Genomic DNA, 24,414 nt, shown 5'->3' on the forward strand with positions numbered 1-24,414 from the left:
CATCACAGGTTTATCGCGGGGGTTCCTCAGAACGTACGTGCCTACCCGTACGTGTCCCCGGGGCCCCGGCTGCCGGGCGCGCGCAGCGGCCCGAAGCGCCGCCCGCCGCCGCCCGGACCCACCACTTTGATCAGCTTGACGGTGCCGTGGCCCAGCTCCTCGTTGAGCCGCGCCACCAACTGCGGCGCCAGCAGCCGCAGCTGCGTCGCCCACGCCGTCGAGTCGCACGCCACCACGAGTACCCGCTCCTGCTCGTCGTACCGCTCGGGCGCGCAGTGCTGCGCCACCTCGGGGCCGACGAGCTGCGGCCAGCGGCCCATCACCCCGCCCACGGCCGCCGGCGCCTCCCAGCCGCGCTCGGTGATCAGCCGGCTCACCGCGGCGCCCAGCGGCAGCGGATCGCGGCCGTCGGCGCGGGCACCCGAGCGCAGGCCGCCGCCGCGGCGGGCCTGCCGGCGCTGCTGCGCGGCCGCGCCCCGCGCGCGAGCCTCCGCGCGCGCCGCGCGCAGGGCGACGCGCGCCAGGTCGACGCCGGAGGGCTCGGGCGCGGCGGAATCAGGGGCCCCGGGAGCCGCGGGGGCCTCGGGGTCCGCGGGCGGGCCGGGCCGCTCGCCGCCTCCGGGCCGCCCGGGACGTACCGGCTCCTCGCTCACGCCCGCTCCACCCGCCCCTCGGCCACCGTGAACCGCGCCCCCGCCAGCACCTCCGGCACGTCCTCGGCCACCGCCGCCGTCACCAGCACCTGCTCGCCGGGCGCCACCAGCTCCGCCAGCCGCTCCCGCCGCCGTACGTCCAGCTCCGCGAAGACGTCGTCCAGCACCAGCACCGGCTCCCCGCCGCCCTCGCCGCGCAGCAGGTCGTACGACGCGAGCCGCAGCGCCAGCGCGTACGACCACGACTCCCCGTGCGACGCGTAGCCCTTGGCGGGCAGCTCGCCCAGCTTCAGCACCAGGTCGTCGCGGTGCGGGCCCACCAGCGTCACGCCCCGCTCGATCTCCTGCTTGCGCGCCTCCGCCATCGCCTCCAGCAGCAGCCCGGCGAACTCCTCCCGCGTCCGCGCCTCCGCGAACCGCCCGTCCGCCGGCGACCGGTACTCGAAGGCCGCGGGACCGCCGCCCGGCGCCAGCTGCTCGTACGCCTTGTCCACCAGCGGCTGCAACACCGCGATCAGCTCCAGCCGGTGCGCCAGCAACTCCGCCCCGGCCCGGGCCAGATGCTGGTCCCACACGTCCAGCGTCGACAGATCGAGCTGCCGGCCGCCGTGCCGCCGCGCCATCGCGGCCGTCTTCAGCAGGGTGTTGCGCTGCTTGAGCACCCGGTCGTAGTCGCTGCGCACCCCCGCGAGCCGCGGCGCGCGCGCCGTGATCAGGTCGTCGAGGAAGCGGCGGCGCTGGTCCGGGTCGCCCTTGACCAGCGCCAGGTCCTCGGGCGCGAACAGGACGGAACGCAGCACGCCCAGCACGTCGCGCGGGCGCACCTGGGAGGAACGGTTCAGCCGCGCCCGGTTCGCCCTGCCCGGGTTCAGCTCCAGCTCCACCAGCTGCTGCCGGCCGTCCTGCGTCACCGCGGCCCGCACCACCGCCCGCGGCGCGCCCACGCGCACCAGCGGCGCGTCCGCGGACACCCGGTGGCTGCTCAGCGTGGCGAGGTAGCCGACGGCCTCGACCAGGTTCGTCTTGCCCTGGCCGTTCGGCCCGACGAAGGCCGTCACCCCCGGGTCGAGGGCCACCTCCGCCCGCTCGTACGAACGGAAGTCGGCCAGCGAGAGATGAGACACGTGCATGGCCCGACGCCGACCTCCCCAGGCACCTAGGGCCGGGCCCTCACCGGCCCGGCGAACACCCGGCCGGCGCCTTCGCCGGCCGTCCGCAGGCTACTTCTCCTCCTTGACCGCGTGGCCACCGAACTGGTTCCGCAGCGCGGCGATCATCTTCATCTGCGGGGAGTCGTCCTGGCGGGACGCGAAGCGGGCGAACAGCGACGCCGTGATCGCCGGCAGCGGCACCGCGTGGTCGATCGCCGCCTCCACCGTCCACCGGCCCTCGCCGGAGTCCGCCGCGTACCCGCGGAGCTTGTGCAGGTGCTCGTCGTCGTCGAGCGCCCGGACCGCCAGGTCCAGCAGCCAGGAGCGGATCACGGTGCCCTCCTGCCAGGAGCGGAACACCTCGCGCACGTCGGTGACCGAGTCCGCGGCCTCCAGCAGCTCCCAGCCCTCGGCGAACGCCTGCATCATCGCGTACTCGATGCCGTTGTGGACCATCTTCGCGAAGTGCCCCGCGCCGACCTTGCCGGCGTGCACGGCGCCGTACTCGCCGGGCGGCTTCAGCGCGTCGAACACCGGCTGCACCCGGGCCACGTGCCCGGCGTCGCCGCCGTACATCAGCGCGTAGCCGTTCTCCAGGCCCCACACGCCGCCGGAGACGCCGCAGTCGACGAAGCCGATGCCCTTCGCGCCCAGCTCCGCGGCGTGCTTCTCGTCGTCCGTCCAGCGCGAGTTTCCGCCGTCCACGAGGACGTCGCCGGGTTCGAGCAGCTCGGCCAGCTCGTCCACGGTCGACTGGGTGGCGGCGCCCGCCGGGACCATCACCCACACCACGCGCGGGGCGGGCAGGGCGTCCACAAGGGCCCGCAGGCTGTGGACATCGGCGATATCCGGGTTGCGGTCGTACCCGACGACGGTGTGCCCCGCGCGCCGGATGCGCTCGCGCATGTTCCCGCCCATCCGGCCGAGACCCACAAGACCGAGCTCCATCACTGCCCCTTCGTCCAGCTGTGCGTCATATCCGCTCCGAGCCTACGCCGGGACGTCAGCCGCTCAGCCGCACGGGCATGATCAGGTACTTGTACGCCTCGTCCGCCTCGGCGTCGAGCGCCGGCTTGCCGCTGAGCAGCGCCGGCTTCGTCGCCGTCGTGAACGACAGCTGCGCCGCGGGCGAGTCGATGGCGCTCAGCCCGTCGAGCAGGAACACCGGGTTGAAGGCGATCGAGATGTCGTCGCCCTCCAGCTGCGCGTCGACCCTTTCCACAGCCTGTGCGTCATCGCTGGACCCGGCCTCCAGCGTCAGCACGCCCTGCTCGAAGCTCAGCCGCACCGGGGTGTTCCGCTCGGCCACCAGCGCCACGCGCTTGACGGCCTCGACGAACGGCGCGGTCTCGATGACCGCCACCGAGTTGAACTCGGTGGGGAACAGCGTGCGGTACTTCGGCAGGTCGCCCTCGATCAGCCGCGTCGTGGTCCGCCGCCCGGCGCCCTCGAAGCCGATCAGGCCCTCGCCCGCGCCGGCGCCCGACAGCGCGAGGGTGACGACGTCGCCGCTGGTCAGCGACTTGGCCGTGTCCAGCAGCGTCTTGGCGGGGACGAGCGCCACCGAGGAGGCGTCGGCGGTCTCCGGCTTCCACAGGAACTCGCGGACCGCGAAGCGGTACCGGTCCGTCGACGCCAGCGTGACCGTGTCGCCCTCGATCTCGATCCGCACCCCGGTGAGCACCGGCAGGGTGTCGTCCCGGCCGGCGGCGATGGCGACCTGCGCGACGGCGGAGGCGAAGACCTCGCCGGAGACCGTGCCGGTCGCGGTGGGCATCTCCGGCAGCGCCGGATACTCCTCCACAGGCAGGGTGTGGAGTGTGAACCGCGAGGAGCCGCAGACCACGGTCACGCGGACGCCGTCGGTGGAGATCTCCACAGGCCGGTTGGGAAGCGCGCGGGAGATGTCGGCGAGCAGCCGGCCGGAGACCAGGACCGTGCCGTCCTCCTCCACGTCCGCCGCCACGGAGACGCGGGCGGAGACCTCGTAGTCGAAGCCGGAGAGGCTGAGCGTCCCGCCGTCCGCCGCGTCCGCCTTCAGCAGCAGTCCGGCGAGGACCGGCGCGGGCGGCCGGGCCGGGAGGCTGCGCGCAGCCCAGGCCACCGCCTCCGCGAGTACGTCGCGCTCCACCCGGATCTTCACGGAGACCGCCTCCTGGTGCTCTCGGCCCTTGCCGACTCGGTTGGTGTGGGGGACCAGTCTGACGCACACCACCGACACGAGGGGCGGGTCGGGGTCAACTCGTCGCAGCCGGCTCGGGAGGCGGTCGGGCCGAGTTGTGCACAGCACCCGCTTCGAAGCGGATTCCGAGCTAGATACGTGTAGAGGTAGTAGTAGGGCCTGTGGATACGGTGGATAAGCCCGTCCGCGCAGGTCAGCCCGCATTTTTTGCCCACAGGCGGGTTGGGGACGAGAAGTGGAAAACCCGTGGTTCCTGTGGACGGCGGCCGGCTGTGCACAGGCCGTTCACAGGGAGGGGCCACTTAGCCACAGGTCCGTCCCCAGAGTTACCCCGGTTTCTGCACAGCCAATCCTGCCCCTCGATGTGACGGCTTTCACTCGGTCCGGTGAACGGGCGCGTTGCGTTGCCGAACAGTGGACAACGTTGTGGACAGGCTGTGTACAGAGCGGGGTTTTCTGTGGGTGAGTGGTCCTCGGCGGTGGACAGCGCTCGGCGCCGTTTTCGGCGGCCGTCGACGTCCACAGCCTGTGGGCGACCGGCGCCCACAAATCCACACGCGGGTGAGCTGGGCGGACCCGAGTTGTTCAGATCGCGTCCACACCCCCCGGTGGGTAACTCGGCGGTCCCCAGGGTGTGGACGGCCGACGGAGCGCCTCCTTGTGGAGAAGTGCCTGTTCAGACCCGGGAATCGAACAGCGGGCAAGGGCTCGGCCGTTCGGGTCCGTCCGCGGGGGCCGGACGCGTGGGCGCCGCGCGCCGTGGGAAGGCAGCAGAAACCAGGGATCCGCCGGGAGGCGGGGCGGGAGAGGGCCGAGCCGTGGGACGGGAGAGCGGCCGGAACGGCTGCGGGAGCGGCGGCGGGGCCGCTCAGCTGTTCTTGATGCGGTTGGTCAGCTCGGTGACCTGGTTGTAGATGGAGCGCCGCTCGGCCATCAGCGCCCGGATCTTGCGGTCCGCGTGCATGACGGTGGTGTGGTCCCGGTTGCCGAACTGGGCGCCGATCTTCGGCAGGGACAGGTCCGTCAGCTCCCGGCACAGGTACATGGCGATCTGGCGCGCGGTGACCAGCACGCGGCTGCGCGAGGAGCCGCAGAGGTCCTCCACCGTCAGGCCGAAGTAGTCGGCGGTGGCGGCCATGATCGCGGCCGCGGTGATCTCCGGGGCCGCGTCCTCCCCGCCGGGGATGAGGTCCTTCAGCACGATCTCGGTGAGCCCGAGGTCGACCGGCTGCCGGTTGAGCGAGGCGAAGGCCGTGACCCGGATCAGGGCGCCCTCCAGCTCGCGGATGTTGCGGGAGATCCGGGACGCGATGAACTCCAGCACCTCGGGCGGCGCGTTCAGCTGCTCCTGGACCGCCTTCTTGCGCAGGATCGCGATCCGGGTCTCCAGCTCCGGCGGCTGCACGTCGGTGATCAGGCCCCACTCGAAGCGGTTGCGGAGCCGGTCCTCCAGGGTGATCAGCTGCTTGGGCGGCCGGTCGCTGGAGAGCACGATCTGCTTGTTGGCGTTGTGCAGCGTGTTGAAGGTGTGGAAGAACTCCTCCTGCGTCGACTCCTTGCTCGCGAGGAACTGGACGTCGTCGACCAGGAGGATGTCCATGTCGCGGTAGCGCTTGCGGAACGTGTCCGCCTTGCCGTCGCGGATGGAGTTGATGAACTCGTTGGTGAACTCCTCGGAGCTCACGTAGCGCACCCGGGTGCCGGGGTAGAGGCTGCGGGCGTAGTGCCCGATGGCGTGCAGCAGGTGCGTCTTGCCCAGGCCGGACTCGCCGTAGATGAACAGCGGGTTGTACGCCTTGGCCGGGGCCTCGGCGACGGCGACCGCGGCGGCGTGCGCGAAGCGGTTCGAGGCGCCGATGACGAAGGTGTCGAAGAGGTACTTCGGATTCAGCCGCGCCGTCGGCTCGCCGGGGCCGGTGGCCGGGGCGGGCTGGGCGGCGAGCGGGCCGGGCGCGCCGCTGGGCGCGGGCAGCTCGACGTTGCCCATGGCCTGCACGAGCGGGGGCGGGATCGGGGCGCCGGAGGGGCCCGGCCCGCCGGGGTGCCCGCCCGGGTGGCCACCGGGGTGGCTCCCGGGATGGGCGTACCGGTCGTGGGCGGGCTGCTGCGCGAGCTGGTCGTGGGCCGCGTAGTAGTCCGTGCCGTCGGCGCCGCCGACGGCGTCCGGCTGGGCCCCGGGCGGGCCCGGGTGGTGGTCGGCGCGGGGCCAGGCGGCCGGCGCCGGGCGCGGCTGGGCGTACTCGGGGTACGTCGGCGCGGCCGTGGGCAGGTGGTCGTCCGCGGGGGCCGGGCGGCTGTACGCGTCGTACGACGGCTCGGGCAGCGGACTGCCGTGGGGCTGGTGCGTCTGGTGCGCGGGCTGCTGGGGGGCGGCGGTGTGGGGCAGGGGAAGGTGTGGGGCGGAGTGCGCGGCCTGCTCGTGGGCCGGCGGCTGCGGATTCTGCGGCTGCGCCCCCTGGGGGGCGTGGGGAGCCTGGTGCGCGTGGGACGCGTGGCCGGCGGGCTCGGGGCCCGGCTGCTGCTGGGGCGCGGACTGCGCCTGCCGCGGATGCGGCTGCTGCGGCTGGGCGGGCTGCGGCTGCATCTGCTGCGGCTGGGCCGGCTCCGGCTCGCCCGGGCTGACGGTCACGGCCAGGCCGATGGGCTGGCGGCAGGCGTGGCTCAGGGCCTCGGTGATCTTGGAGGAGAGGCGGCCCTCGAAGACGCCCTTGGCGTACTCGTTGGGGACGGCCAGCACCGCGGTGCCGGCGACGAGGACGAGCGGCTGGCAGTCCCGGAGCCAGCGGTGGTCCTTGGCCTCGATGCCCTGGTCGTCGGCGAGCAGCCGGTCGAGCACGCGTGGCCAGACTGCGGCGAGATCGGCAGGCAGGTCGGCCACGGGGCACGCTCTTTCAGGTCATGGCAGGTCACGAAGGTGTGATCTCGGGACGGGTGGGACGGATCCGCGCAAGGGTCGGAAGTCCAGCCACGGTAGTCACGCCGAGCTGCACCATTCAAGTCGTTGTCCACAGGCTGTGCACAGTGTCCTGGGGCGTGTCGGGCGCCCGGGGCCGGTTTGACCGCATGGCGCCCGCCCGCGTACCGTGTCGAGGTCGAGATGTCGACGGCTGCTGCCGCCTGCCTCCGATCAGTCTCAGGCCGCGACAGTGATCATGTCACGTGTCGGGCGATGACGAGCGGCTCGAGGGCGCACGGTGGCAGCCGTTCGGCGCCTATCCACCCGAGACAACTCTCCTGGAGCCCCCGAGTGAGCAAGCGCACTTTCCAGCCGAACAACCGCAAGCGTGCCAAGACGCACGGCTTCCGGCTGCGTATGCGTACCCGCGCCGGCCGTGCCATCGTCACGGCCCGTCGCAACAAGGGTCGCGCACGCCTGTCCGCCTGACCCGCTGGTGTGCTCGTGCTGCCCGCTGAGCACCGGCTGCGGCGGCGCGAGGACTTCGCCCGAGCGGTACGCCGCGGGCGGCGGGCTGGGCGCCCGCTGCTCGTCGTGCACCTGAAGGGCGGCGGTGACCCGCATGCCGCCGGGGAGGACGCCTCCCCGCCGCGTGCGGGTTTCGTCGTCAGCAGGGCCGTCGGACCGGCGGTCGCACGCAACCTCGTCAAGCGTCGCCTGCGTCATCTCATACGCGATCGGTTGGATCAGCTGCCCACAGGTAGCCTGGTGGTCGTACGGGCGCTGCCTGGCGCCGCGGAGGCCGGCTTCGACCGGCTGCGCGATGACCTGGACGCAGCGCTGGGGCGGTTGCTGGGAAGGGCGCCGCGATGAAGTATCCGCTGCTTTGGTTGATCAAGTTGTACCAGTGGACCATCAGCCCGCTGCTGGGGCCGGTCTGCAAGTACTACCCGTCGTGCTCGCACTACGGCTATGAGGCGATCCGGCTGCACGGCGCGGTCAAGGGCACGGGCCTGACCGCCTGGCGCATCCTGCGCTGCAACCCGTGGTCGCTCGGCGGGGTCGATCATGTTCCGCCCCGCAAGCATCCGGTCTGGCACCAGCGGCTGCGCAGCCGGCTGGGCAAGACGCAGCCCAACGCCCAAGGAGCCTGATTCGTGGACACGATCCTCGAGCCTCTCTATATCGCCGTTTCCTGGATCATCGTCCAGTTCCACTCACTGTTCAGCCTGGTCTTCGACGAGGCCAGCGGCTGGGCGTGGGGGCTGTCCATCGTGGCGCTCGTGGTCGTGATCCGGATCGCGCTGATCCCGCTGTTCGTGAAGCAGATCAAGGCGACCCGGAACATGCAGGTGCTCCAGCCGAAGATGAAGGCGATCCAGGAGCGCTACAAGAACGACAAGCAGCGCCAGTCCGAGGAGATGATGAAGCTGTACCGGGAGACGGGTACCAACCCGCTCTCGAGCTGTCTTCCGATCCTCGCCCAGTCCCCCTTCTTCCTGGCGCTCTTCCAGGTGCTGAACAAGATCGCCGGCAACAACGAGGTCGGCGTCCTCAACGCCACCCAGGTCGAGCAGGCCCGTGAGGCCCACGTCTTCGGCGCGCCGATCGCCGCGAAGTTCATGGACAGCGCGAGCAAGGTGGAGAGCCTCGGCTCCACGCTCGCCGACGTGCGCGTCGTCACCGTCATCATGATCATTCTGATGTCGGGGTCGCAGTTCTACACGCAGCGCCAGCTGATGACGAAGAACGTCGACCTGACGGTCAAGACGCCGTTCATGCAGCAGCAGAAGATGCTGATGTACATCTTCCCGATCATGTTCGCCGTCTTCGGCATCAACTTCCCCGTCGGCGTCCTGATCTACTGGCTGACCACCAACGTGTGGTCCATGGGCCAGCAGATGTACGTGATCAAGCGGAACCCCACCCCCGGCAGCAAGTCCTACGCGCACCTGCTGGAGCGCATGCAGAAGCACCTCATCGCCCACTCCGGCGTCCGCGGCCGCCGCGACCGCTACGTCATCAAGCAGCTGGTGGCCAAGGGCAAGGACCGCAACGACGACGAGAAGAAGTTCGTCTCCGCGCTGGCCAAGCACGACCTCCTGCCCCAGGCGGACGGCACGGTGGTCAAGAGCGAGACGCCGCTCGCGGACGCCAAGCCGGGCGGCGGCGAGCCCGGCCGGCGGCAGCAGCCTAAGCGCCAGTCGAAGTCCCGGCGCCGCACCCACGCCTCGGGCGGCGCGGGCCAGCGGCAGGACGGTGACGGCGGTGACGCGGAGCCCGCGGACAAGAAGCCCGCGGACACCAAGCCTGCGGACAAGAAGCCCGCGTCGAACGCCGCGAAGAAGAAGACGGGCGGATCCTCCGGCAGCGGAGGTTCGGGGTCGGGCGGGAACGCCCGCAACGCGAAGTCCGGTCAGCGCAAGGGGCCGCAGCGGCCCAAGCACCCGTCGAAGAAGTAAGAAGGAGCCCCCACGTGACGGACACCGCTTCCGCGACCGGCGAGGCCGGTTCGGAGATCGAGGCCCAGCCCGAGCAGACCGAGGCCACGGCCGAGGACGTCCTGACGCGGCTGGAGCAGGAAGGCGAGATCGCCGCCGACTACCTGGAGGAGCTGCTCGACATCGCGGACCTCGACGGCGACATCGACATGGACGTCGAGGGCGGCCGGGCCTCGGTGTCGATCATCGGCGAAGGGTCGTCGGACCGCCATCTGCAGAAGCTGGTGGGGCGCGACGGCGAGGTCCTGGAGGCGCTCCAGGAGCTGACCCGGCTCGCCGTGCACCGGGAGACGGGCGACCGCAGCCGGCTGATGCTGGACATCGCGGGCTTCCGGGCCCGTAAGCGGGCGGAGCTCACCGAGCTGGGCACCGACGCCGTGGCGCGGGTGAAGGAGAGCGGCGAGCCGGAGAAGCTGCGGCCGATGTCCCCGTTCGAGCGCAAGGTGGTGCACGACGCGGTGAAGGCCGCCGGGCTGCGCAGCGAGTCGGAGGGCGAGGAGCCCGAGCGGCGCGTCGTCGTGCTCCCGGCCTGATCTGGTCGTACGTGTTCCACCCCGGGCCGGTCGGCTGATCCGGCCGGCCCGGACCGCTCCCCCGTCACCTGCCGTCGCTCCAGCGAGAGGACGTCCCCGTGTCCGATGTTGCGGAACCCCCGCCGGTACCGGAAGCCGCCGACAAGGTCTTCGCCGGTGCCCTTCCGGACGCGGTGCGCTACGCCGAGCTGCTGGCCGACACGGCGGTGACCCGCGGGCTGATCGGCCCGCGGGAGGTGCCCCGGCTGTGGGAGCGGCACCTGCTGAACTGCGCGGTGCTCGGTGAAGTGGTGCCCGAAGGCGTCGCGGTCTGCGACGTCGGCTCGGGCGCGGGGCTGCCGGGGATTCCGCTGGCGCTGGTCCGCCCCGACCTGCGGATCACGCTGCTGGAGCCGCTGCTGCGGCGGACCCGCTTTCTGCAGGAGGTCACCGAGCTGCTCGGGCTGGAGCAGCAGGTGACGGTCGTCCGCGGCCGGGCCGAGGAGGTCCTCGGCACGCTGGAGCCCGTCCATGTGGTCACCGCCCGTGCGGTGGCCCCGCTGGAACGGCTGGCCGGCTGGGGTGTCCCGCTGCTGCGCCCGTACGGGGAGATGCTGGCGCTGAAGGGCGAGAGCGCCGAGGACGAGCTGCGCGCCTCGAAGGCCGCGCTGCACAAGCTGGGCGTCACGGAGACGGAGATCGTGCAGGTCGGGGGCGAGGTGGTGGACCCGCCGGCGACCGTGGTACGGGCCGTGGTGGGCGAGAGCCCCGGGGGTGTGCGCTTCGCCGCCAAGCGGGCACGGGCCGCTCGCAAGGGCGGGCGCGGCGGGCGCGGCCGGCGCCGTTAGTCTGCTCGTATCCGAAAGAGGGCCGATCGGTCCATTAAAGCCGCCTACCGTACATACACCGGAGTGTCGCTGCGATGGTGCCCCCGGGGCTGTGCATCGTGTTTCACGTGAAACATCGTTCGTTGCTCCCCGGGATCCTCAGCCGAGGACGCGGTGCCGCGGAGGCCCGCAACTCGGCTGTGGATAACAAGGAATCATCCACAGGAGAACGGGCCTCGCTGGTTCGCGACCCCGAAAGCATGGCAGGCTCTGTGCAGTGCGAGTCTGAAGTCGAGGAGAGTGAATCCTTGCGGTCCGACGCCAATGTCGCGGGACCGATGGCCGATCCGGTCCCCGGTCCCCGCTCCGAATCGGCGGATGTTTCACGTGAAACACCGCCTCCGATGGACGACACTCCGATCGGCCGTGCCGCTCAGCTCGCCGTAGAGGCGCTCGGGCGGGCCGGTCAGGGTCTGCCACGCCCTGAGCAGACCCGCGTGATGGTCGTCGCCAACCAGAAGGGTGGGGTCGGCAAGACCACCACCACGGTCAACCTGGCGGCATCGCTGGCCCTGCACGGGTCCCGGGTGCTGGTCATCGACCTCGATCCGCAGGGCAACGCGTCGACCGCGCTGGGCGTGGACCATCACGCCGAGGTGCCGTCGGTCTACGACGTGCTGGTGGAGGCCAAGCCGCTGGCCGAGGTCGTGCAGCCGGTCCCCGATGTCGAGGGGCTGTTCTGCGCGCCGGCCACGATCGATCTCGCGGGCGCGGAGATCGAGCTGGTCTCGCTGGTGGCGCGGGAGAGCCGGCTGAAGCGGTCGATCGACGCCTACGAGCAGCCGTTGGACTACATCTTCATCGACTGCCCGCCCTCGCTCGGCCTGCTGACCGTCAACGCCATGGTGGCGGGCAACGAGGTGCTCATCCCGATCCAGTGCGAGTACTACGCGCTGGAAGGGCTGGGCCAGCTGCTGCACAACGTCGACCTGGTGCGCGGGCACCTCAACCGGCGGCTCCACGTGTCGACGATCCTCCTCACGATGTACGACGGGAGGACGCGGCTGGCCTCCCAGGTGGCGGACGAGGTCCGCGGCCACTTCGGCGCCGAGGTGCTGAGGACCAGCATCCCGCGCTCGGTGCGTATCTCCGAGGCACCGAGCTACGGGCAGACGGTCCTCACGTACGATCCGGGGTCGAGCGGCTCGCTCTCCTATCTGGAGGCGGCCCGTGAGATGGCCCTGCGCGGCATGCCCGGGCAGGGCGACGCTCATCACGAGCAGCACGACGGAGGGGCTCAGTGACGGAACGACGCAGAGGACTGGGCCGCGGTCTGGGGGCGCTGATCCCCGCCGCACCCGCTCCCGCCGATGACTCGGGACCGCTGGTCGGCGGCGCCACCATGTCGCCGGGAGCGGTGCCGGTCATAGTGTCGGAGCGGGCGGCCGAGCCCGAGACCCCGGACTACGAGGAGCAGCAGCCGCCGCCGGAGACCGCCTACGAGGCGCCGGCGCCGCCGGCCGTCGAGGCTTCCGTGGACAGCGGCGAAGTGGCCGGTGCGCACTTCGCCGAGGTTCCGCTGGACGCCATCACGCCGAACCCGCGGCAGCCGCGCGAGGTGTTCGACGAGGACTCCCTCGCCGAGCTCGTCACCTCCATCCAGGAGGTCGGGCTCCTCCAGCCGGTCGTCGTCCGCCTGCTGGGCCCGGACCGCTATGAGCTGGTCATGGGTGAGCGCCGCTGGCGTGCCTGCCGCGAGGCCGGCATGGAGCGGATCCCCGCGATCGTCCGAGCCACGGACGACGAGAAGCTCCTCCTGGACGCCCTGCTGGAGAACCTGCATCGGGCACAGCTCAACCCGCTGGAAGAGGCGGCCGCCTACGACCAGCTGCTGCGTGACTTCGAGTGCACGCACGACCAGCTGGCCGACCGGATCGGCCGGTCACGTCCCCAGGTCTCCAACACGCTGCGGCTGCTGCGGCTCTCCCCGCCGGTGCAGCGGCGGGTGGCGGCCGGGGTGATCTCCGCGGGCCATGCGCGGGCGCTGCTGTCCGTGGAGGACGCGGGCGAGCAGGACCGGCTGGCACACCGCATCGTGGCCGAGGGGCTGTCGGTGCGGGCCGTCGAGGAGATCGTGACCCTGATGGGGTCGGAGCCCAAGAGCGGGCGCCGCCCGAAGGCGCCGCGGGCCGGGAACCGGATGTCTCCGGCGCTGACCGATCTGGCGTCCCGGCTCTCCGACCGCTTCGAGACCCGGGTGAAGGTCGACCTCGGCCAGAAGAAGGGGAAGATCGTCGTCGAGTTCGCCTCGATAGAGGATCTGGAGCGGATCCTCGGCTCGATGGCCCCCGGAGAGGGCCGGGTGCTGGAGAAGAAGCTGACCGACGAGGAAGCCGACGAGGACGAGTAGCCACTCGCCTCACCGACCCCGACGAGACAGGCCGCGGAGTGAATCCGCGGCCTGTTTTGTCGTCTCCGGATACGATGCATACGGGTATCGAGCGGGATGCCGGTGAAGGAGGGGATCGGGCTCCATGGGGCGCAGGTTCGTACCGCTCACCCTGGACAACCTCCCGGACGTCCCCAAGCGCTGCCGCTCGTGTGTCTTCTGGGAGCTGGACCCTGTCAGCGGTGAGGCGGCCGTCAAGTCCGGCCGACCCGAGCTGGAGAAGGAAGCCTGGATCTCCTCCGTGCTGCTGGAGTGGGGATCCTGCGGCCGGGTCGTCTACGTCGACGACGTGCCGGCCGGGTTCGTGATGTACGCCCCGCCCGCCTATGTGCCCCGCTCGCTCGCCTTCCCGACAAGTCCGGTGTCGGCGGACGCCGTCCAGCTGATGACCGCGTGGCTGAACCCGGGATACCAGGGGCAGGGGATCGGCCGGACCATCGTCCAGACCGTCGCGAAGGATCTGCTGCGCCGGGGTGTGAAGGCCGTCGAAGCCTTCGGGGACGCGGCCTGGAAGGAACCGGCGTGTGTGCTGCCGGCGGACCTGCTGGTGTCGGTCGGCTTCAAGACCGTACGGCCGCACCCCCGCTATCCCCGGATGCGGCTGGAGCTGCGCTCCGCGATCTCCTGGAAGGAGGACGTGGAGCTGGCGCTCGACAAGCTCCTCGGTGCCGTGCAGAAGGATCCGGTGCTGCGCCCGCTCTGATACGGGCGGGCCGGTCGCGGGGCCGCACGACGAAGGGCCCCTCCCCTCGGGGACGGGCCCTTCGTATGTCCGCGTCTGCGGTGGACGCTCCGCGCTCACGCCGATGTTTCACGTGAAACGGGGGCGCTTCTCAGGCGAGGAACTCGTTCAGGTCGCGCTCCAGAGCGGTCTTCGGCTTGGCGCCGACGATGGTCTTCACGACCTCGCCGCCCTGGTAGACGTTCATCGTCGGGATCGACATGATGCCGTACTTCGCGGCCGTTGCCGGGTTCTCGTCGATGTTGAGCTTGACGATGGTGATCTTCTCGGGGTTCTCCTCGGCGATGGCCTCCAGCGACGGGGCGATCTGGCGGCACGGACCGCACCAGGCGGCCCAGAAGTCGACCAGTACAGGCTTCTCGCTCTTGAGGACCTTCTCCTCGAAGTCCGCATCGGTTGCGGTCACCGTGGCACCGGCCATGGCGTACTCCTTACGTCGTTGTGCGTTGATGGCTGCTCGGCCTCAGACGGCGTCTGCGACCTTCTCCGGCTCCGCCGTCTTCTCCTGGTCGGCGATCGCGGCGAGGTAGCGCTCGGCGTCCAGCGCCGAGGCGCAGCCCGTGCCGGCCGCGGTGACCGCCTGCCGGTAGGTGTGGTCGACGACGTCGCCCGACGCGAAGACCCCGGCGAGGTTGGTGCGCGTGGAGGGGGCGTCGACCGTGAGGTAGCCCTCCCCGTCGAGCTCCAGCTGTCCCTTGAACAGCTCCGTGCGCGGGTCGTGTCCGATGGCGATGAACAGACCCGTGACCGCGATCTCGGACTCCTCGCCGGTCCGGGTGTTCCGCAGGGTCAGACCGGAGAGCTTGTCCCCGCCGTGGATGGCGGCGACCTCGTTGTCCCAGATGAACGAGATCTTCGGGTCGGCGAAGGCCCGCTCCTGCATCGCCTTGCTGGCTCGCAGGCTGTCCCGGCGGTGGACCACCGTGACGCTGCGGGCGAAGCGGGAGAGGAACGTCGCCTCTTCCATCGCGGTGTCGCCGCCGCCGACGACCACGATGTCCTGCTCGCGGAAGAAGAAGCCGTCGCACGTGGCACACCACGAGATGCCCCGGCCCGACAGCTCGTCCTCCCGCGGCAGCCCCAGCTTGCGGTGCTGCGACCCCGTGGAGACGATCACGGTGCGGGCGCGGTGCACGGTGCCCGCCGTGTCCGTGACGGTCTTGATGTCGCCGGTGAGGTCGACGGACACCACGTCGTCGGGTACGAGCTCGGCGCCGAAGCGCTCCGCCTGGGCCCGCATGTTGTCCATGAGGTCCGGCCCCATGATCCCGTCGCGGTATCCCGGGTAGTTCTCCACGTCCGTGGTGTTCATGAGGGCGCCACCGGCGGTGACGGCGCCTTCGAAGACCAGCGGCTGCAGCGCGGCGCGGGCGGTGTACAGCGCGGCGGTGTACCCCGCCGGCCCCGAGCCGATGATGATCACGTTGCGAACGTCGCTCACGGACTCTTCCTTGTCTACGACCGGCTGCCTGAAGGAGCGGGGACCGGTGACGTCCTGTCCCTCACACCCCACCCAACGGATCCTAAGGGTCGGACATTCCCGAGGCGGGATGGGCGCGGCTCAGGGGCGTCGGAAGGTGTCGCGCCGCAGGAGCTCGCCCGGCCGGTCCGGGGAGGCGGTGCAGGAGGAATCCACCACGTAGGCGTCCACTCGCTGTGGGTCGCCGCGGTGCGGTAGCACGACGACGTACGCGGCAGTTCCCTCGTACGTGTCGGTCTTGGCCGCGAGCGGGGCCTCCGAGCGGCTGATTGCGGCCCGTACGCACTCGGGCAGCCGGCGAGGGTCTTCCTTGAGCATGAAGCTCTCGTCCTCGCTGCCGTCCGCGCCCTCGCCGGCGTCGTCGCTCTCCCGGACCTGGGGCTGCTGGAGCATGCCGAGGACGTGGGATTCGAGGGAGTCCGCCCGCAGCGGCGCCTGGCCGCCGCCCGGGGCGGCCTCCGGGGCGCCCTTGCGGGTGTCCTGCTGGGAGGCGGACACCTCGTTCTTGCCGCCCGCGTCCCCGCCGCTCTCCGGGAGCTGGATGAGCAGGACGCTCAACGTGACGAGCGCGGCCGCCCCGGCGGTGCCGAGGAGGACGCGCGGCCAGCGTCGTGCCCGTCGGCCGGGGCCGGTGGGGTCCGCGCGGTGGCCGGCGGGGCGACGGTGCGAGCGGCTCGGCCGTGTTTCACGTGAAACAGACTCGCGCGGCGCGGGTACGGCGGGGTCCGGCGTCGCGGTTTCACGTGAAACATCGGCGGCGCCGGCGAGGGCGGCGGCCGACGTAGCGTCGGCGCCGCCTGTCTCGGCCGCCAGTGCGGCGTCGATACGTTCCGCGATCTCGGCCGGCATCGGGGCGGGGTCGGGGAGGCCGCCGAGGAGTCCGCGTACGCCGTCGAGCGCGTCGAGGGTCTCGCGGCAGGCGGGGCACTCGTCGAGGTGGCGGTGGAGCTTCTGGCTGCCGGCGGGCGACGTCAGGCCCTCGGCGAGGTCGGCCAGCTCGTCGACCTCCGGGTGCCCGTCGTCGGCGCCGGAGGGCCGCGGGGTCTGCGTCACGCTTCCTCACCTCCGCCCTTCGCCGCGCGTACGTCGTTCTGCTCTGCCGTCGGTGGGACGGATGTCCCCGGCGCCGGGTTCCGTCCGCCCGGTCCGGAGCCGGCGGTGGACAGCCGCAGATGACGTACGAGAGGAAGGAGGCGGGCGCGCCCGCGGGCGCAGCGACTCTTCACGGTACCCGCGGGCACGCCGAGGATGTCGGCGGCTTCCGCCACGGGGTAGCCCTCCATGTCCACGAGGACCAGGGCGGCCCGCTGCTCCGCGGGCAGGGTCGCCAGCGCCCGGTGGAGCTCCCGCCCGGTGTCCTGCCGCTCCGCGGGCGCCTCGGCGGACTCCTCCGGCTCCAGCAGCTGCTCGAAGTGCTCGGTGTCCGCGACCGGTGCCGCGCGGCGGCTGGCGGCCTTGCGGGCCCGGTCCAGGCAGGCGTTCACGGTGATGCGGTGCAGCCAGGTGGTGACGGCGGACTGGCCGCGGAAGGTGTGCGCCGCGCGGAACGCCGACAGCAGCGCGTCCTGGACGGCGTCCGCGGCCTCCTCGCGGTCGCCGAGGGTGCGGATCGCCACGGCCCAGAGGCGGTCCCGGTGGCGTCTGACGATCTCGGCGAAGGCCTGCGGGTCCTCCCCGGCGACATGGCGGGCGAGGAGCGTGCGGTCATCGACGTCGCCGCCGTCGGCGTCTTCCAACGCCAACCCCTCCCCTGGTCGTGTGCCGCGTGGTCAGCTCCGAATCTTGATGTCGGAGATCTTGCCACGGAAGTTCCCCTCGGCGGAGGGCGGAATCTCCGTGAGCCACAGCAGAACGTACTGGGTGACGACCGGCTTGGTGGGCTTGAGCGTCAGATTGGTGCCGTCCGCGGCGTCGAACTCCTCGAAACCGGCGAGCTCCGTCGGCATCGTCCCGGTGTCCCGCGGGGTGGCCATGGCGGTCACGTCGGTGTCGCCGATGAGGGACACCTGGACGCTGCCGACGCGCTTGGCCTCACCGAGGTCCAGGATCAGCCCGACGCCCTCCTTGAGGTTCCCGAAGACCTCGCTGGTGTACCACTTGGTCTCCCAGTAGCTCTGCGGGTCGGAGTCGTAGGCCGCGGGGACGCTGCTCGGGCTCTCGCTGCCGGTGCCGTACGGGTCGAAGTCCCGGGCGCCCTCGATCGCCACCGGCTTGCCGCCCGCCTGACGCCCGGCGCCGCCGCCGGTGCCGCCGCCCCCGGGCTCCGCCGCCGCGTTGCCGGAGTCGCCGCCGCGGCCGTCGTGGTTGATCAGGGCGTCGGCGAGCTGCCAGCTGCCCAGGGCCAGCGCGACGATCAGCAGCACGGACACGCACCACTTCACGGCCTTCCCGGTACGCCCCGGCAGCGTCGGCGGGGCGGGCGGCCGGGCGGCGGCGCCGGCGGCCGCGACGGGCCCGCCCGGGCGGCCGCCGCTCTGCGCGTAGCCCTGCTGATACGCCGTCTGCTGGTACGCCGCGGGCCGCGGGTACTGCGGCTCCGGCGGGCGGATGCGGGGCAGCTCGGCGGCCGCGGTGCTCAGCTCGGCGGGCGTCGTACACGGCCGGACGTGCGCCGCGGCGGCGGGGGAGCCGGCCGCGAGCGCGCGCATGGCCAGCTCCGACAGCCCGCGGTGCACCCCCGCACGCACCTGGTCCGGGGCGATGAGGCCGACGTGCTTGGGCAGGCCCGCCAGCCCGTAGGCATCGCCCTCGTACGGCCAGCGGCCCGTCAGCGCGGCGTACAGCAGGGCGCCGATGGCCTCGGTGTCCGCGCCCTGCGGGTCGTCCGACTCGGTCCCGTACAGCGCGGCGTGCACGGACAGCCCGCGGATGCGCCACTGCCCGCTGCCGGTGCGCAGCACGGCGGACGGCGTCAGCCTGAGGTGCGCGAGGTCCTTGCGGTGGGCGGCGGCCAGCGCCTGGGAGACCTGCGTGACGAGTTCGTACGCCTCGTGCGGCTCCAGCGGGGCGCCGCCGACGAGCAGCGTCGACAACTCGGTGGCGTCGGGGAGCCATTCGTGGACCACGTAGACGACGCCGTCCTCCTCGACGGCGTCGAGGACCTGGACGAAGCGCGGGTCGCCGATGAGGGCCGCGGCGCGCGCGGCGTCGAGCACGGCGGCGGCGTGGGCGTGCCCGGCGGCCAGGACGTGCACGCCGACGGCGCGGCGCAGCTTCTCGTCGACCGCGCGCCAGCTGCTGAAGCCGTCGAGGCGGGTGACGCACTCCTCCAGGCGGTAACGCCGGGCGAGTTTGTGGCCGCTGTGCATGTCGACGGCCGGTGTCGGGGCCGGCGCGGCGGGCGGGGTTTCCTCGGCCGGGGCGGTGGCTGCCGGGGGTTCGGCGGCGGGGTCGTCGGCCGCCGGGTCCTCCGCGACCGGTGTCCCGGTGGCGGGTGTCCCGGTGGCCGGGTCCTCGGTGGCCGGGGCCTCCGCGGCGCCGGCCTGCTCTTCCGGGTCCGCCGCGTTCGTCTTCTCGGCCGCATCGCTGCGGTCGGCCGCCGAGCCGTCGACGGCTGCCGTGCTCCGTTCCGCCACCGCCGTTCCTGCCTCCCCAACTCTCTTGTCGTGCAGCCGCGCCAGACAATTGTGCTCACAGGCTCCCGTCATCCACGACACGTGGCGATGACGGAAGGTTGTGCCCCCGGTTACCGGCCGAGGCGGCCGCGGACCATCCCCATCATCGCGTTCAGCTCCTGGATCCGCATCCGCCGGGCCGCCACGTAGAACACCGCGCCCAGCACGAGCGCGCCGCCGACGATGGCCGAGAGGGACCCGGCGACGCCCTGCCCGAGCCTGTCCGTGACGGCATACGCGGTGGCGCCGCCGGCCAGCGCCGCCGGGATGCTGGCGCCCACGAGCCGGGCGTACGTGCGCACGACGTGGGCGCCGTCCAGGTCGTTGGTGCCCATGCGCTGTTTCAGCCGCCGCCAGGCGACGCCGACGCCGACCGTGTACGCGATGCCGTAGGAGGCGGCGAAGCCGATGACCGCGTGCCGGTCGGGCAGCACGAGGAAGCACATCGCCGAGCCGGACGCGAAGACCGCGGCGACGATCAGCGTGTTGTAGAACGGCGTGCGGGTGTCCTCATAGGCGTAGAAGCCGCGCAGCACGACGTACTGCACGGAGAAGGGGATCAGCCCGAGGCCGAAGGCCATCAGGACGTACCCGATCGACGTGGCGGCGTCGGTGCCGACCGCGGCGAACAGCAGGGTGCACATCGGGATGCCGAGCGCGACGAGCCCGAAGGCGATCGGCACGATGGCGACGGCCGAGGTGCGCAGGCCGTGCGAGATGTCGTCGCGCACCGCCGTGGGGTCGCCGTCGGCGGCGGCACGGGAGATGCGCGGCAGCATCGCGGCCATCACCGACACCGTGATGATCGCCTGCGGCATCTGCCAGATCAGCAGCGCGTTCTGGAAGGCCATGATGCCGGTGCCCGCGTGGCCCTCCTCGGAGGCGGACTCGCCGGCCCAGGTGGCGAGCTGCGTGACGACGAGCATGCCGGCCTGGTTGGCGAGGACGAAGAGGAACGTCCACTTGGCGAGCGTGGCCGCCTTGCCGAGGCCGTGGCCCTTCCAGTCGAAGCGCGGCCGGATCTTGAAGCCCGCCTGCCGCAGGTACGGGATCATCGCCAGCGACTGCACCACCAGGCCCAGCAGGGTGCCGACGCCCAGCAGCCGCACGCCCTCCGCCGGGATGGTGTCGACGCCCATCGTCGAGGAGTTGTGCGTGCCGTAGACCCAGAGGAAGAGGCCGAAGGTGGCGATGATGACGACGTTGTTGAGGACCGGGGTCCACATCATCGGGCCGAAGCTGCCGCGGGCGTTGAGGATCTGCCCCATCACCACGTGGATGCCCATGAAGAAGATGGTGGGCAGGCAGTACTGCGCGAAGGTGACGGCGACCTCGTTGGACTCCGGGTTGTCGGCGATCTTCACCGACATCGCGCGGATGAGCATCGGGGCGGCGAACACGGCGACCAGGACCATGCCGCCGAGGAGGACCGAGACGAGGGTCAGCAGCCGGTTCGCGTAGGCGGTGCCGCCGTCGGGGTCGTTCTTCATCGCGCGCACGAGCTGCGGGACGAAGACGGAGTTGAGGCCGCCGCCGATGGTGAGGATGTAGATCATCGTCGGCAGCGTGTACGCGACGGTGTAGGTGTCGCCGAGCACCGCGACGCCCAGGGCCGCGGAGATCACCAGCGTGCGCAGGAACCCGGTGATGCGCGAGACGAGGGTGCCGGCGGCCATGACGGCGCTGGACCGGGCGAGGCTCGCGACGCGGCCCCCGCGGGCGCGCTGCGGCGGCACGGGCGCGGGCTCGGCGGGCCGCGGCCGGGCGCCCGCCGGGGGCGGCTGCGGGGCGCGCTGGTCGCGGAAGAGGTGGGCGAAGGCGTCCGGCTCGGGCTGCGCGGGCTCGCCGGCGTGGGTGACGAGGTCGTCGACGCCGACGAACTGCGCGCCGTGGTCGCCGTAGCGGAGGTGCCGCGTGGGGCCGTCGGGCTCGGGCGCGGGCGGGTCCGCCCACACGCGGGGGTCCGGGCGGTAGTGCGGCGAGGGCGGCTGCTGGTACGGCGGCTGCGCTGGGGGCTGGCTGCCCGGGGGCGGCGGGGGGTGGGCGGCGTGGTCGTACAGCGCGTCGCCGAGGGGGTCGGTGCGCTGCTGGTAGGGGTCGGGGGCGTAGGCGTCCTGGAGGTACGGGTCCTGGGCGTGGGGCGGCGACGGGGCGCCCGCGGCCTGGGCGGGGTGGCCGTACGGGTGCTGCTGGTGACCCTGCTGCTGGTGGCCCTGCGGCTGCTGCGGCTGCTGCGGGTGGTGCGGGGCGCGGGGGTCGCGCGGGGGGTACGGGGACCGCGGGTCGTGCGGCGCCTGCGGGCCGGCGGCGTACGGGTCGGCGGGCGCGGGCTGCGCGTACGGGTCCGGGCCCGGCTGGGCGGGACGCCCGTACGGGTCGGGCGCGTACTGGCCCTCCTGCTGCCCGTAGTACTGCTGGTGGCCCTGCTGCTGGTGCCCCTGCTGCCCCGGCTGTGCGTACGGGTCGGGAGCGGCGGGGTGGCCGTAGTGGCCGGGGTCGCCCTGCGGGTACGGGTCGGCGGGCGGCGGCAGGTAGAACCCGCGGGTGTACGTCGCGTACGGGTCCTGGGCCCCGGCCGCGTACGGGTACGGGTCGGGCGTGTACTGACCGGCGTACGGGTCGGGGGCGTACGGGTCGGGCGCGTACTGATCGGCGGCGTACGGGTCGGCGGCGTACCGCGGGTCGGCCGGGGGCTGCTGCTGGGCAGGAGGGGGTGGCGGGCCGGCGGGCGGCGGGCTCGCGGGATCGCCGGTGCCCGGACTGCGGTCACCGTCGTACGGCGCGTTCATCGACACCCCACAAGGGTCATGGCCGGCCTGGAAACGGCCTGGTCGCTCTCACCGCTCCACTCTCTCACTGGCACCCGACCGGGCACCGCTTTCCGTGTCGGTGTCGCCGGCGCGCCCGCCGCCGGTGAGGTGCGTACCGGATGCCTCCTTCTCGGCTTCCCCGGTATCGCCGTCGCTACCGGTTTCCGCGTCGCCCGGGCCTCCGTCGCCCGGGCTCCCGTCGCCCCCGCCGTCCCCGTCGCCGCCGTCGCCGCCGTTCGCCTCCGCCCGCCGGTCGGCGCGCTTGCGCTGCGTGTACATCCGCACCCCGGCGAGGACGAGCAGCAGGATCCCGGCGCCGATGACGAGCAGCACCGTGGAGGTGATCGACGTCACGTCCACCTGGAAGGTCTTCTTGCCGCCGAACGGCTTGCCGTCCTCGGTGAAGAGCTGGGCGGTGATGGTCACCGGGCCGCTGGCCCGCGCGGAGGCCTCGAACTTCACCGACGTGCTGTGGCCGCCCGCCACCTCGATGGACTGCGTCTCCTCCTCGATCCGCAGCCGGCTGGGTGCCTCCGACGTCAGCCGCAGCTCCAGCCCGCGGACGTTCTGCACGAGGTTGTTCTGCACGGTCACCGGGATCGTGCCGCTGTTGCCGGAGAGCGTGAGGTCGGACTTGTCGATGAGCTGCACCTCGGACGTGATGTCCGCCAGATAGTCCTGCACCTCGCGGCGGAACGCCTCCGCCTCCGCCTTGCGGCCGCGCCACTGCGTGGACATCTCGCGCCGCAGCGCGTTGCCGAACGGCACGGTCACCCGCCGGCTGTCGTCGAGGATGTCGGAGAACATGTCGAGCTGCTGCCCGGTGTCGCGGATCCGCTCGAACGCCTCGCGCGGGATCTCCTGCTTCCGCAGCCGCTTCGGGTACGCGCCGGTGCCCGGCACCGTCCGGTTGGCGGCCGGGTCCGGCGGCTCCACGGCGGCGCTGCTGAGGTTCAGCGGCGTCATCCACGTACTGGTGTCGAGGTCGCTGATCGCCTCCGCCATCGCCTGCGCCTGGCCGAGCGTGGGCGTGCGCTGCGGCGCGACGACGAGGCTCCGCTGCATGTTCGGCTGCTGCTGGGTCGTCACGAGCGTCTGGGCGAGGAACTCCTGGATCGCCAGGGAGAACGTCTCCGCCCGGCTCATGTCGCCCTCGAAGGCCCGGGAGAGCTGTGCGTCGGCCACCACGGCGGTCTGGCCGCCGCCGATGGGGCGGGCCGCGGTCGGGGTGTACGGCAGGCCGTTCTCGCCCATGCTGTCGCTGCGGGCGAGGATCCACTGCGCCCCGGCCGCGCCCGCGACGCCGACGACGCGCCGGTCGATCGCGCCCTCCGCGGGCCAGGCGACGTCGGTCTCCGGCTCGGTGTTCAGGACCGACTCGACGGTCGTACGGGCCAGGGCGGTGGCGTCGCCGAGCTGGTCGAGGGTGCCGGAGACCTTGCGGCCGCGGTGGGCGATGGCGGCCAGGTCGGGGTCGCCGAAGGGCAGCGCGACGACCTCGCGGCCCTTGACGGCCTGCTGGAGGTCGGCCAGCCACTGCCGGGCGGTCTCCTGGCCCTTGCCGGGGACGGTCTCGCCGTCCGCGGTGGTCACGTTGTACGGCTCCGCCATCGCGGCCGCCGTGACCAGCAGGTCCGGGTCGATCACCCAGGTCACGGGCAGCTCCTCGCCGAGCGCGACCATCTGCTGCAACCGCCCGCCGGGCTCCATCTGCTCCAGCAGGCCGTCGCCGGCGAGCACCGGGGTCTGCTCCTCGTCCGCCTCGGTGCGCGCGGTCAGCTGGGGGGTGGCGACGAGGGGCCAGACGAAGGTGAGCCGGGTCTTCGTGGCCAGGTTGTCCGGCTGCCAGGGCAGGAAGGTGTGCTCGATGCCGAGCACCTGCTCGTAGCCGGCGTCCGCGGAGGTCCCGCTGAAGGAGACGGCGAGCTGGTACACGCCGGGGGCGTCCAGCGGCAGCCGGTCCACGGGGATCGTCAGGCTGAAGTCGCGGGTCATGCCGGGCGCGAGGTTCTTCAGCTCGCGGGTGCCGGGGCCGTCGATCTCCGCCCCGTCGTACGCCGGGTCCCAGCCTGTCTTCCGGGCGGCGGCGGTGACCGCGCTGCGGCTGGTCAGCGGCCCGCTGAGGCGCAGTGCGACGTGCGGGTCGGCGATCCGGGCGTCGGTCCTGTTGGTGACCGTCCCGGAGACCGTGAGGTCGTCGCCGCCGGAGGGGACGGAGGGGTCCAGGTAGTCCACGGACACGTTCACCGAGCGGGAGCCGGACGGCTGCGCCCGCGCCTCGCCGGCCGCCGGCAGCTGGACGAGCGCGGCCGGCAGCAGCAGCGCCACGAACAGCAGGGCGGCCGGCAGCCGCCGGTGGGCCCGGGGACGGACCCGGGAGCCGCCCGGGGACCCGGTGGAATGTGCCAGCTCGGCCACGCGTTCGCCCGTCCTCGTTGTCCTCGTGCCCGGCCCGCGGCCTTGTGCCGCCTGCCTTGGACCCCGATGGTAACGAGGTGCGGGGCGCCCGGTGGCGGGGACCGCGTCAACCCCCCGGTGCCCGTGCACCCGATCGGCACCCGGGCAGGACGGAGGCGCCGCGGAGGGTGGGCAGTGAC

Annotated in this window: 21 protein-coding genes; 9 read left to right on the forward strand and 12 right to left on the reverse strand. The window is 72.5% G+C overall.

Annotated elements, in window-relative coordinates; all coding sequences use genetic code 11:
* Window positions 1–41 precede the first annotated feature (41 nt).
* The 5 genes from ACHZ99_RS16155 to dnaA form a co-directional block, all read right to left on the reverse strand.
* A complete protein-coding gene (locus tag ACHZ99_RS16155; RefSeq protein ID WP_420305296.1) occupies window positions 42–653 on the reverse strand; it encodes a DUF721 domain-containing protein in 612 nt (203 codons plus the stop codon).
* Window positions 650–1,783, reverse strand: a complete 1,134-nt coding sequence (gene recF / locus ACHZ99_RS16160) for a DNA replication/repair protein RecF (protein ID WP_420305297.1) — start codon at window positions 1,781–1,783, stop codon at window positions 650–652. The genes ACHZ99_RS16155 and recF overlap by 4 nt, the downstream gene beginning before the upstream one ends.
* A gap of 90 nt (window positions 1,784–1,873) precedes the next feature.
* Window positions 1,874–2,752 (reverse strand): phosphogluconate dehydrogenase (NAD(+)-dependent, decarboxylating), encoded by an 879-nt coding sequence (gene gnd / locus ACHZ99_RS16165; protein WP_420305298.1) that lies wholly within the window; start codon window positions 2,750–2,752, stop codon window positions 1,874–1,876.
* Between the two features lie 55 nt (window positions 2,753–2,807).
* Window positions 2,808–3,947, reverse strand: a complete 1,140-nt coding sequence (dnaN, locus tag ACHZ99_RS16170) for a DNA polymerase III subunit beta (protein WP_420305299.1) — start codon at window positions 3,945–3,947, stop codon at window positions 2,808–2,810.
* Window positions 3,948–4,854: 907 nt separating this feature from the next.
* Complete coding sequence (gene dnaA / locus ACHZ99_RS16175; protein ID WP_420305300.1) at window positions 4,855–6,864, reverse strand: chromosomal replication initiator protein DnaA; 2,010 nt, start codon at window positions 6,862–6,864, stop codon at window positions 4,855–4,857.
* A gap of 369 nt (window positions 6,865–7,233) precedes the next feature.
* Here dnaA and rpmH point away from each other — a divergent pair, with 369 nt between their 5' ends.
* From rpmH to ACHZ99_RS16220, 9 genes are all read left to right on the forward strand, one after another.
* Window positions 7,234–7,371: a 50S ribosomal protein L34 gene (gene rpmH, locus ACHZ99_RS16180; protein ID WP_027741629.1), complete on the forward strand. Its 138-nt coding sequence runs from the start codon at window positions 7,234–7,236 to the stop codon at window positions 7,369–7,371.
* A gap of 15 nt (window positions 7,372–7,386) precedes the next feature.
* Entirely contained in the window at window positions 7,387–7,755 is a 369-nt protein-coding gene (gene rnpA, locus ACHZ99_RS16185; protein WP_420305301.1) for a ribonuclease P protein component, read from the forward strand.
* On the forward strand, window positions 7,752–8,036 hold the full coding sequence (gene yidD, locus ACHZ99_RS16190) for a membrane protein insertion efficiency factor YidD (protein ID WP_420305302.1): 285 nt from the start codon (window positions 7,752–7,754) through the stop codon (window positions 8,034–8,036). Before rnpA ends, yidD begins: the two co-directional genes overlap by 4 nt.
* Window positions 8,037–8,039: 3 nt before the next feature.
* Complete coding sequence (gene yidC, locus ACHZ99_RS16195; protein WP_420305303.1) at window positions 8,040–9,344, forward strand: membrane protein insertase YidC; 1,305 nt, start codon at window positions 8,040–8,042, stop codon at window positions 9,342–9,344.
* A gap of 56 nt (window positions 9,345–9,400) precedes the next feature.
* Window positions 9,401–9,916, forward strand: a complete 516-nt coding sequence (locus tag ACHZ99_RS16200; protein ID WP_420305659.1) for a protein jag — start codon at window positions 9,401–9,403, stop codon at window positions 9,914–9,916.
* A 98-nt stretch (window positions 9,917–10,014) separates the two neighbouring features.
* Window positions 10,015–10,743, forward strand: coding sequence for a 16S rRNA (guanine(527)-N(7))-methyltransferase RsmG (rsmG, locus tag ACHZ99_RS16205; protein WP_420305304.1), 729 nt, complete (start codon window positions 10,015–10,017; stop codon window positions 10,741–10,743).
* Between the two features lie 239 nt (window positions 10,744–10,982).
* Complete coding sequence (locus ACHZ99_RS16210) at window positions 10,983–12,026, forward strand: ParA family protein (RefSeq protein WP_420305660.1); 1,044 nt, start codon at window positions 10,983–10,985, stop codon at window positions 12,024–12,026.
* Window positions 12,023–13,132 (forward strand): ParB/RepB/Spo0J family partition protein, encoded by a 1,110-nt coding sequence (locus ACHZ99_RS16215; protein ID WP_420305305.1) that lies wholly within the window; start codon window positions 12,023–12,025, stop codon window positions 13,130–13,132. Before ACHZ99_RS16210 ends, ACHZ99_RS16215 begins: the two co-directional genes overlap by 4 nt.
* A gap of 124 nt (window positions 13,133–13,256) precedes the next feature.
* Complete coding sequence (locus tag ACHZ99_RS16220; RefSeq protein WP_420305306.1) at window positions 13,257–13,874, forward strand: GNAT family N-acetyltransferase; 618 nt, start codon at window positions 13,257–13,259, stop codon at window positions 13,872–13,874.
* Between the two features lie 130 nt (window positions 13,875–14,004).
* On the opposite strand, the gene trxA is transcribed toward ACHZ99_RS16220, so the two are convergent.
* From trxA to ACHZ99_RS16255, 7 genes are all read right to left on the reverse strand, one after another.
* Window positions 14,005–14,364 (reverse strand): thioredoxin, encoded by a 360-nt coding sequence (trxA, locus tag ACHZ99_RS16225; RefSeq protein ID WP_420305661.1) that lies wholly within the window; start codon window positions 14,362–14,364, stop codon window positions 14,005–14,007.
* A 12-nt stretch (window positions 14,365–14,376) separates the two neighbouring features.
* On the reverse strand, window positions 14,377–15,354 hold the full coding sequence (trxB, locus tag ACHZ99_RS16230; RefSeq protein WP_420305307.1) for a thioredoxin-disulfide reductase: 978 nt from the start codon (window positions 15,352–15,354) through the stop codon (window positions 14,377–14,379).
* A gap of 120 nt (window positions 15,355–15,474) precedes the next feature.
* Window positions 15,475–16,446 (reverse strand): hypothetical protein, encoded by a 972-nt coding sequence (locus ACHZ99_RS16235; protein ID WP_420305308.1) that lies wholly within the window; start codon window positions 16,444–16,446, stop codon window positions 15,475–15,477.
* Window positions 16,443–17,129 (reverse strand): RNA polymerase sigma factor SigM, encoded by a 687-nt coding sequence (gene sigM, locus ACHZ99_RS16240; protein ID WP_420305662.1) that lies wholly within the window; start codon window positions 17,127–17,129, stop codon window positions 16,443–16,445. The genes ACHZ99_RS16235 and sigM overlap by 4 nt, the downstream gene beginning before the upstream one ends.
* Before the next feature lie 33 nt (window positions 17,130–17,162).
* Window positions 17,163–18,968 (reverse strand): protein kinase family protein, encoded by a 1,806-nt coding sequence (locus ACHZ99_RS16245; RefSeq protein WP_420305309.1) that lies wholly within the window; start codon window positions 18,966–18,968, stop codon window positions 17,163–17,165.
* 110 nt (window positions 18,969–19,078) lie between these two features.
* Window positions 19,079–21,796 (reverse strand): murein biosynthesis integral membrane protein MurJ, encoded by a 2,718-nt coding sequence (murJ, locus tag ACHZ99_RS16250; protein ID WP_420305663.1) that lies wholly within the window; start codon window positions 21,794–21,796, stop codon window positions 19,079–19,081.
* Window positions 21,797–21,844: 48 nt separating this feature from the next.
* Window positions 21,845–24,235 carry a DUF6049 family protein gene (locus tag ACHZ99_RS16255; protein ID WP_420305310.1) on the reverse strand — a complete coding sequence of 797 codons (2,391 nt, stop codon included), beginning with the start codon at window positions 24,233–24,235 and terminating at the stop codon, window positions 21,845–21,847.
* Between the last annotated feature and the right edge of the window lie 179 nt (window positions 24,236–24,414).

The organism is Streptomyces sp. MAR4 CNX-425 (genome assembly GCF_048656465.1).
Lineage (GTDB): Bacteria > Actinomycetota > Actinomycetes > Streptomycetales > Streptomycetaceae > Streptomyces.

Bases quoted from the DNA above. Each gene is read 5' to 3' on its own strand.
- recF (WP_420305297.1), bottom strand. From the start codon at position 1,783: ATGCACGTGTCTCATCTCTCGCTGGCCGACTTCCGTTCGTACGAGCGG.
- gnd (WP_420305298.1), bottom strand. From the start codon at position 2,752: ATGGAGCTCGGTCTTGTGGGTCTCGGCCGGATGGGCGGGAACATGCGC.
- yidD (WP_420305302.1), top strand. From the start codon at position 7,752: ATGAAGTATCCGCTGCTTTGGTTGATCAAGTTGTACCAGTGGACCATC.
- ACHZ99_RS16210 (WP_420305660.1), top strand. From the start codon at position 10,983: ATGGCAGGCTCTGTGCAGTGCGAGTCTGAAGTCGAGGAGAGTGAATCC.
- ACHZ99_RS16220 (WP_420305306.1), top strand. From the start codon at position 13,257: ATGGGGCGCAGGTTCGTACCGCTCACCCTGGACAACCTCCCGGACGTC.
- murJ (WP_420305663.1), bottom strand. From the start codon at position 21,796: ATGAACGCGCCGTACGACGGTGACCGCAGTCCGGGCACCGGCGATCCC.